The following is a 7,766-nucleotide window of genomic DNA, read 5'->3' as shown; positions in this document are numbered from 1 at the left end:
CCGTTCCCATACCGAACACGGAAGTTAAGCTTCTAAAGCGCCGATGGTAGTTGGGGGTTCTCCCCCTGTGAGAGTAGGACGTCGCCAGGCAAATTGAAAAGACCTAAAGGTAATTAAGCCTTTAGGTCTTTTTGTGTGGAAAAAGTAGTATTTCGTAATATTATATTTCCGTAGTATCCTTACACTTTGTTGCGACAGAAACAAAATCTGGGTATACTGAATATAAATCAGGGAGGATTTATCATGGATAAAAGACAGCAGTTAATGAGCGAGCTTATGGATTTATGCAATGAAATAATTTGGCTTAATAAACCAGAACTTGAATCGGCCCTAAATGGATATACATTGAATGAAATAGAATTAATCGAAAATATTGCCCTAATCCCAAATGCAAATGTGACAAAACTTGCAGCTGCAAGTTATATGACTCGAGGCGCAATAAGTAAGCTCACCAAGAAGCTTCTAGCTAAAAATATTATTGAGAGTTATCAAAATGCTGAAAATAAAAAAGAAATATATTTTCGGTTAACAGCTAATGGGCAGAAAATAAATAATATCCATCAAGAATTACATGGGCTGTTTCTTAAACGTGACAATGAAGTATTTAAAAATATGACTGATGATGAATTTGATACTATTTTTCGTTTCATTGGTCGATACAGGTATCATTTGAAAAATATCACGAGATAAAGTGGTATTTTTTTATTTTTGTTTATTGTTGACGAAGAAACAATAATGGAGTAAACTTTTTTGTTGACATAGAAACAAAAAAAGCAGAAAGAGAAATAGTATGAAGATTTCAATCAATAAACATGCACTAACATTTGGGTTTATCTCAGTCTTTTTAACTGGTATGGGATTGACTATTGTAATCCCCGTTTTACCTGTTTTAGTAAAATCTTATACCAGTAATCCAAGCGCTCAGGCTACGGCGGTAACATTGCTTTCTTCTATCTACGCACTTTCTGTATTCTTGGCAGCACCGGTCTTAGGAGCATTAAGTGATAGATATGGTCGTCGTCCTGTTTTAATTATTAGTCTGCTCGGTTCTGCTCTAGGTTATTTTGTATTTGGTCTTGGAGGGGCGCTTTGGGTCCTTTTTCTTGGACGAATCATAGAAGGTTTAACAGGGGGGGGAATATCAGCAATTTTTGCTTACTTTGCTGATATCACTCCTTCTAATGAACGCACTAAATACTTTGGTTGGATTATGCGGTTGTCGGGGTTGGGACTACTCTCGGTCCTGCAATCGGTGGAGTACTTGCGAATTTCGGGAATAGTGTACCTATGTATGCAGGTGCCGTAATTACATTATTCAATGCTATATATGGATATTTCTTTATGCCTGAAAGTCTTGAAAAGTCTAGACGCTCTTCTAGTATTTCTCCTAAATATCTTAATCCGTTTATACAACTATCAAATGTTTTTTCTTTTAAATTTGTTAAATGGCTCATGATTGCTGGATTCTTAATTTGGATTCCTAATGGATCATTACAAGTTATTTTCTCTCAATTTTCAATAGATACATTCGCGTGGCGGGCGTTGCTTGTCGGGTTGGTATTTTCAATAATAGGGGTGCTTGACATCTTCTCTCAAGCAATTATTATGCCAAGGTTACTTAAATATTTATCAGATAAAAAAATTGCACTTTTAGGTATGATAAGTGAAATGATAGGTTTTAGTTTTATTGCTGTTTCAGCATTCAATGCGTATTATCCAGTCTTTATCGTAGGAATGATTTTCTTTGGACTCGGAGATTCTATCTTTGGTCCAGCATTTAATGGCATGCTTTCGAAATCCGTTGACCTTAACGAACAGGGACGTATCCTAGGTGGTTCTCAAAGTATTCAATCTCTAGCTCGATTCATTGGACCGATTATTGGTGGACAGTTGTATGGAAGAGTTAGCCATTCTACTCCAGCTATCATGGGTGTGATATTAATTGGAGTTGCCGCTTTTGTTTTTTCAAAGCAGCATCGGTGGATCCGCTATAAATAACTTTTAGGATTATCCTATAACGGATAATAGGAAATAATAATGCTTCAGCTAGTCTTCGATAAATTTTGACATGTATACACATTGAATGAATAACTAACAGTTTAGCTATAAAACAGGTGGAGTGGAAGGAGAAAGATCTATCTATGAATTATATTCTATTTAAACCCATATGCATCTATTTGGTAGATGCTTATGGGTAGAATTGGTATAAGTAGTTCTTTTGGGGTAGCATAATCTTTTCTTATTTTGAAATAGGGTGACATTATTAGAAACGCTCCAATCGCCTAAATGTGAATACTGCTAGTGCTAAAAGAATTATTGATGATAGGATAGTTGTAAAAATAGGTAGAAGGAATATGTCATTACTTTGATTGTGCATTAAAATACTTGTTGCTCCATTTCGAAGTGTTGCAGGACTCCATTTCATATATTTGGTTATAAGTCCAGTGAGTAAGGAAAGTGCAGCTAGGAATGTTAAGCTTACGCCTGCGATACCGCCAGTATTTCTTAAGAGTGTTGCTATCCAAATTGTGAAAGTGAGAATAAAAATAATCCATAGGCTATATATTAGGAAGCTAGTGAGTACATCTATCCAACGAACAGGTGAAAACAGTAAATTAGTATAGTACCAAGTCAAAACATAGCTTAAAAATAGAGAAGATAATGCGATGATAACTTGACTTGACCATTTACTGGCTATGTATTGAAAGGCAGAAACAGGACGTGCCATAATAAGGGTAAGCACATTATTTTGCCGTTCATGAGAAATAATTCCCATCGTGGCTAGGACGAATAAAAGAGTACCAATTGTTCCATATTGAGATAAAGTAGCTGCGAGCACTTCTGCTCCTGTAGGAACTGGGAATTCAATCTTCGCTCCCACGGGTAAGTTTCCAGCTTTTTCAATAATTTGTGGCATATAGTAAGTTGAAATTGGTTGGGAGACGCCTAGAATCATCATTACAACTGGAAGCCAGATCCATTTCCCGTTTCTTTTACTTTCTAGCATTTCTTTTTGAAATAAAGTTAAAAAGTTTTTCATATGTCTACCACCTTCATATAGGCATCCTCTAAAGAATCCTCCATAACTTCAAATCGTTGTATTGTGTATCCTCTGCTTATTAGGGCAGTTAATAAATCATTTGTTTGTAAAGAAGGTGTAATTTCTAAAATAGTTGCATTATTATCAGTCGTAAAGTGAATAGCTTCCGGTTTTAATAATTCATCGAATGCATTCTTTATAGGTTCTATTGTTTCAATATGGATAGCTGTATGCGAAAAGACTTTTTTTAAGTCAATTAAAGAACCCTCCCACTTTATTTCTCCTTCCTTTAACATAAGAACTTCATCGCAAACTTGTTCTGCATCATGAAGGACATGTGTGGAAAAAAGGATTGTCATCCTTTCTTTTAATTTTTCCATAAGTATTAAAACTTCCCTTCTCCCTGTAGGGTCTAAGGCGGAAACTGGTTCGTCTAGGATCAATAGTTCTGGCTGATGTAAAATAGCTTGTGCTAATCCGAGCCGTTGCTTCATTCCACCAGAAAAACCTCCGATCTTTCGGTTCTTTACCTCTGTTAGCCCAACGAATGAAAGGCTGTTATTAACATATTCTATTAAACGTTGTTTAGGAACACCTGATAGTTTTCCAGCGAAATACAGAAATTCCACAGGAGTCATCCAATTAAAAAAAGTGGGGTGTTGGGGCATAAAACCAATATGTTTACGATAATCCTTTTCTCCGTTATAAGATATAGAGCCTTTTGTCGGGGATAGCAAACCCGCAAGCATATGAAGCGTGGTTGTCTTACCAGCTCCATTTGGCCCTAATAGTGCTGTGCAACGACCTTTTTTAATGTGAAAAGTGATTCCTTTAATCGCTTGATGGTCATTAAAACGCTTTTGTAATTGATTCACTTGTACGAACATCTTAATGCCTCCTTAAGTATTTTTTCTTCCTATTACAAAATATAAAATGGATCCGAATAAACTAACGATTAGGATAAGTAGAATCCATAACCATTTTGGTCCGTTTGTTTCTTCTTGCTTGATGCAGCTAATGAGAGCAGTGAGCATTAATATGAATTGGAGAATAAGGACGGGAGCTATTAATGACCAGTTTACTTGTAATAATTCTTCCAAAGTTATTTCTCCTTTCGTACTTTTCTTTTTTTAGGCAAGATAATTAGTAGGAAGTAAAGAATTGATGGAAGTGGAAGCGAAATCAATCCCCAAATTCCCCAAAACCATGCAATGCTTGCATTTTTTTTCGCATGAATAAACAGAAAAGTTCCCTGTGCTAACAGAGCGAGGAAAAGCAAGATTAATAAATAAGGATTAATTTCTGTCATCAAATATCTTCCCTTCTTGTTTGTGTATTAATATAAAGTAAAGTAGAGGAGCAACTATAATAGATATAACCTCCATAATGACTATGGTTTGAAAGTCTAGGAATGCAATCATTGATAAAAAACTCAGTAAAAGGACGGCTGTTACCATAAACAGCTTCAATTCTTTATAGAAAGCTTTTTTCTTTTTTAGTTGAGAGTATTGTAGCTGCTCTTTTATGAAAAATGAAGAAGGTTCCTTGCTGAAAGGAAGATTTTCAAGGTGATTCCAATCTTTTTGTAAATCCTCAATAAGCTTATCTGTTTGATTATGATCTTTCGTCATAGGCTGCCCACTCCTTTCTAAGTCTTTTGATGCCGTTGTGAACCCGAGATTTAACCGTTCCTGCTTTAATCTGAAGTAGTTCGCCGATTTCTTCATACGTGTAGCCGTAATAATGATGAAGAAGGATGGGGATACGAAACTCTGCTTCTAAATTATTAAAATCAGTAAATGTGTCACTCCATTCTATCCCTTTGGAATTCGCTTTCCATGTTAGTTGTCGTGATAAAGCTATTTTTGTTTGATTTAACCAATTGACTTCCCGTTTCTTTTTTCGAAGTTGGTCGATATATAGTCGTGAAGCAATAGAAATCATCCAGGTTGAGAACTTACTGTCTCCCTTAAAAGAGTTAAGGTTTTCGTAGCATTTAAGCATGGTATCCTGTGTAAGATCTGAACTTATTTCTTCATTTAAAGTAAGTTTTAGTAAATATTTATATAGGAATGAATAGTGTAATTGAAATAAATCTATGAAGGCATCTTCATTTCCTTCCTTTGCAAGTTTAATAAGTCTTTTCTCGTTGTCCAAAGTTAAATCGATGCCTCCTTTCTTTTTCAAATCATAAGACGGTTAATCTCAGTAAATCGTTCATTAAATATAATTAATTTTTTAAGGCTACATTTATTTTACGATAATTCCTCCTTAAATTAGAGAAAGTGAGGTGTACTCAATAATAGGGATGTATGTTAAAATTTTATTAAATTTATGCAATTCTGAATTTTTTTGAAAAAATTGGTGTTCATAGACTTTTTAGGTGTTGGAAAATACAGAGATACGGTCAAAAATCGGAATGTAGTTAAATATATGAGAGAAGTAAGATGAATGATTGAGAGAAGGGTTTGCAGAAACTGTTTTCCTTAGTCGTATCAATCAAGAGTATATATACTTCCTCATAAAAGGAGTAGGAATAGCTGAAGATTGGAATCATTACCGACGTTCATGGAAATGGTCCGGCTTTGAACGCTGTGCTGCAAGAAATAGATACAAGGAAAGAATTTATTGTTTAGGGGATATGATAGGGATTGGACCAGATACAAACGAGGTTTTAGGCCTTTTGTTTTCCAGAATGGACAGTTCAATGATTACAGGTAACCATGATGAAGCGATTCTGGCGCTACTTAAAAGAGAAGAGTATCCTCTCAGTCATTACGCGCATCAAAGTACATCATTAATGGATCGCAGATAATATGAATAAATCCTATATTCCTAATTTAGAAAAGTTACCACAAACTATTGATACAATAATAGAAGGTCATTCGGTTCTATTTACACATTATCATATAAAAGAATCAAAACGAAATAGTCATATTAGCCAAGAACCCTTTAGTGAAATTGTTGAACCGTCATTCAAACCTATTAACGGTTTATTTAAAGGGTATAATAAAGAGTTGATCTGTTTTGGACACAATCATCCCATTTATTTTTTTCAAAGCAAAAAAAGGCTTTTCTAAATCCAGGATCTTTTGGGTGTAATCTTCAACCAATAGCTTCATATGCAATTGGAAATATAGATAAGAAGAAAATAGAAATTAGTCTAGAAAAAGTAGTTTATGATAATTCCTTTTTCTTTGAGTCGTATGAGACTTTGAAAGTACCAGATCGTGAATTTATTATTAATATATTTCATGGGGATCAAAACAGAAAGGATGGAAAGGGGTTATAAGATGCGGTTTAATGAAAGGATTGGTCTGGATATAAGCGATGAACATCATAAGATTCATCGGCGAGTAGCGGTAAGGGCTGTAATAATTGAAAAGCAAAAGGTTTTACTTATGCAAACAAATAAAGGTGACTTTAAATTTCCAGGGGGAGGAGTTGAAGGAAATGAGGGACTGGAAGAAGCGCTATGGAGGGAGGTAAAAGAAGAAACTGGTTATACTCATTGCACAGTTAAAGAATGTATGGGGAAAGTAATAGAAAATCAAGTAGATCAGGACGATAAGCAAGCATATTTTCAAATGGTATCTCATTATTACATGTGTGAGCTTACGAATAAGGGAAAAGTGGAAAAAGAGTTAGATGCGTATGAGTTTGAACTCGATTTTAAACCTGTATGGATATCCGTGGGTAAGGCTATAGAAGAAAATGAATATGCCGTATCTCAATTTAATTGCAATCCTTGGGTTGCTAGAGAAAATTTAGTTTTGAAAAAAATAAAAGACTTTTTATACTGAAGGAGAAGAGTGGGATGTATGCAGTAATTGCATTATTTGATGTAGTATTAGAACAAAGAATAAAAAAGATATGGGAAGAATTAGAGAGTAACGGAATCTCCTATTATGCGAGAGAAGTGGAGGATAGAGTACCTCATATTACTCTAGCAAGCTATAAGGAAGTCTCTCTTACGCACTTTATACATGAGATGGAAACCTTCTATAGAAATAAGGGGAAAATCCAGGTTGATTTTCAAACTGTAGGATCTTTTATAAATACGCCAACACTATTTTATTCTCCAACTGTAACTAAAGAGTTAATCGAGTTACATTCGAGTCATCATCGACATTTTGATTCATTTAACAATGATGAAGAGTCATTATATCTTCCAGATAAATGGGTTCCACATTGTACCTTAGCTAATAGACTTTCTAAAGAAGAGTTGCAGGAAGCATATAGCTATTGTTTAAAGATAAGTGAAAAGCTAGAAGGGGAAATTAACCGAATAGGGTTAATTAGAATAGATAGTTCGAAGCATGCTCCAGTTATATATTCTAAGAGTTTAATAGAATTGTAAAAAAAAACGTAAAAAACAGTTGACGATTAAATAGATAATTGTTATTATATAAAAGTTGCTTCTAACAGCAACATAATATGATAATTTAATAGTGAAAAGATATCTTGAAAAAAGTTATTGACTTTCACTTGATGAATATGGTATTATATAAAAGTTGCTTCTGATAGCAACAATCGAATTGTTCTTTGAAAACTGAACAAACAAACGTCAACAATAATCGTGTTATAACGAATGTTATAGAATGACAACAAGTAATAAAAAGCTAGAGTTTAGCGATGAGCTAATCAACTCTTTATTGGAGAGTTTGATCCTGGCTCAGGACGAACGCTGGCGGCGTGCCTAATACATGCAAGTCGAGCGGACTTT

General features: G+C 34.6%; 10 protein-coding genes, 2 rRNA genes and 1 pseudogene. 7 read left to right on the top strand and 6 right to left on the bottom strand.

Going from position 1 to position 7,766, the window contains the following annotated elements; all coding sequences use genetic code 11:
- The 3 genes and pseudogenes from rrf to ACTNDN_RS24200 all read left to right on the top strand — a co-directional run.
- Positions 1 to 90 (top strand): 5S ribosomal RNA (gene rrf, locus ACTNDN_RS24210); the annotation flags it as partial.
- Positions 91 to 243: 153 nt separating this feature from the next.
- Positions 244 to 690 (top strand): MarR family transcriptional regulator, encoded by a 447-nt coding sequence (locus ACTNDN_RS24205; RefSeq protein WP_048718390.1) that lies wholly within the window; start codon positions 244 to 246, stop codon positions 688 to 690.
- Positions 691 to 832: 142 nt separating this feature from the next.
- Positions 833 to 1,998 (top strand): annotated as a pseudogene (locus tag ACTNDN_RS24200) (MFS transporter); the annotation flags it as partial.
- A gap of 265 nt (positions 1,999 to 2,263) precedes the next feature.
- Here ACTNDN_RS24200 and ACTNDN_RS24195 read toward each other — a convergent pair.
- From ACTNDN_RS24195 to sigY, 6 genes are all read right to left on the bottom strand, one after another.
- The gene (locus ACTNDN_RS24195; RefSeq protein ID WP_349205494.1) at positions 2,264 to 3,040 is read right to left on the bottom strand and encodes an ABC transporter permease; all 777 of its coding nucleotides are present in this window, start codon (positions 3,038 to 3,040) and stop codon (positions 2,264 to 2,266) included.
- Positions 3,037 to 3,927: an ABC transporter ATP-binding protein gene (locus ACTNDN_RS24190; protein ID WP_284561792.1), complete on the bottom strand. Its 891-nt coding sequence runs from the start codon at positions 3,925 to 3,927 to the stop codon at positions 3,037 to 3,039. The genes ACTNDN_RS24195 and ACTNDN_RS24190 overlap by 4 nt, the downstream gene beginning before the upstream one ends.
- A gap of 12 nt (positions 3,928 to 3,939) precedes the next feature.
- The gene (locus tag ACTNDN_RS24185; RefSeq protein WP_082169286.1) at positions 3,940 to 4,074 is read right to left on the bottom strand and encodes a PLD nuclease N-terminal domain-containing protein; all 135 of its coding nucleotides are present in this window, start codon (positions 4,072 to 4,074) and stop codon (positions 3,940 to 3,942) included.
- A 68-nt stretch (positions 4,075 to 4,142) separates the two neighbouring features.
- A complete protein-coding gene (locus ACTNDN_RS24180; protein ID WP_048718379.1) occupies positions 4,143 to 4,349 on the bottom strand; it encodes a hypothetical protein in 207 nt (68 codons plus the stop codon).
- Complete coding sequence (locus tag ACTNDN_RS24175; protein WP_441132515.1) at positions 4,336 to 4,671, bottom strand: DUF5345 family protein; 336 nt, start codon at positions 4,669 to 4,671, stop codon at positions 4,336 to 4,338. The genes ACTNDN_RS24180 and ACTNDN_RS24175 overlap by 14 nt, the downstream gene beginning before the upstream one ends.
- Positions 4,655 to 5,197 carry an RNA polymerase sigma factor SigY gene (gene sigY, locus ACTNDN_RS24170; protein ID WP_048718375.1) on the bottom strand — a complete coding sequence of 181 codons (543 nt, stop codon included), beginning with the start codon at positions 5,195 to 5,197 and terminating at the stop codon, positions 4,655 to 4,657. Before sigY ends, ACTNDN_RS24175 begins: the two co-directional genes overlap by 17 nt.
- Positions 5,198 to 5,495: 298 nt before the next feature.
- On the opposite strand from sigY, the gene ACTNDN_RS24165 reads away from it, so the two are divergent.
- From ACTNDN_RS24165 to ACTNDN_RS24150, 4 genes are all read left to right on the top strand, one after another.
- Complete coding sequence (locus ACTNDN_RS24165; protein ID WP_235252768.1) at positions 5,496 to 5,855, top strand: hypothetical protein; 360 nt, start codon at positions 5,496 to 5,498, stop codon at positions 5,853 to 5,855.
- A gap of 478 nt (positions 5,856 to 6,333) precedes the next feature.
- Positions 6,334 to 6,843 (top strand): NUDIX hydrolase, encoded by a 510-nt coding sequence (locus tag ACTNDN_RS24160; protein ID WP_048718374.1) that lies wholly within the window; start codon positions 6,334 to 6,336, stop codon positions 6,841 to 6,843.
- A gap of 14 nt (positions 6,844 to 6,857) precedes the next feature.
- Positions 6,858 to 7,400 carry a 2'-5' RNA ligase family protein gene (locus ACTNDN_RS24155; RefSeq protein WP_048718371.1) on the top strand — a complete coding sequence of 181 codons (543 nt, stop codon included), beginning with the start codon at positions 6,858 to 6,860 and terminating at the stop codon, positions 7,398 to 7,400.
- A gap of 292 nt (positions 7,401 to 7,692) precedes the next feature.
- Positions 7,693 to 7,766 (top strand): 16S ribosomal RNA (locus ACTNDN_RS24150); the annotation flags it as partial.

It is taken from the genome of Niallia sp. HCP3S3_B10 (assembly GCF_052064465.1).
GTDB lineage: Bacteria > Bacillota > Bacilli > Bacillales > Cytobacillaceae > Niallia > Niallia hominis.
This window is presented reverse-complemented; position numbering and strand designations above follow the sequence as displayed.

Bases quoted from the DNA above. Each gene is read 5' to 3' on its own strand.
- ACTNDN_RS24205 (WP_048718390.1), top strand. From the start codon at position 244: ATGGATAAAAGACAGCAGTTAATGAGCGAGCTTATGGATTTATGCAAT.
- ACTNDN_RS24195 (WP_349205494.1), bottom strand. From the start codon at position 3,040: ATGAAAAACTTTTTAACTTTATTTCAAAAAGAAATGCTAGAAAGTAAA.
- ACTNDN_RS24190 (WP_284561792.1), bottom strand. From the start codon at position 3,927: ATGTTCGTACAAGTGAATCAATTACAAAAGCGTTTTAATGACCATCAA.
- ACTNDN_RS24185 (WP_082169286.1), bottom strand. From the start codon at position 4,074: ATGCTCACTGCTCTCATTAGCTGCATCAAGCAAGAAGAAACAAACGGA.
- ACTNDN_RS24180 (WP_048718379.1), bottom strand. From the start codon at position 4,349: ATGACAGAAATTAATCCTTATTTATTAATCTTGCTTTTCCTCGCTCTG.
- ACTNDN_RS24175 (WP_441132515.1), bottom strand. From the start codon at position 4,671: ATGACGAAAGATCATAATCAAACAGATAAGCTTATTGAGGATTTACAA.
- ACTNDN_RS24160 (WP_048718374.1), top strand. From the start codon at position 6,334: ATGCGGTTTAATGAAAGGATTGGTCTGGATATAAGCGATGAACATCAT.
- ACTNDN_RS24155 (WP_048718371.1), top strand. From the start codon at position 6,858: ATGTATGCAGTAATTGCATTATTTGATGTAGTATTAGAACAAAGAATA.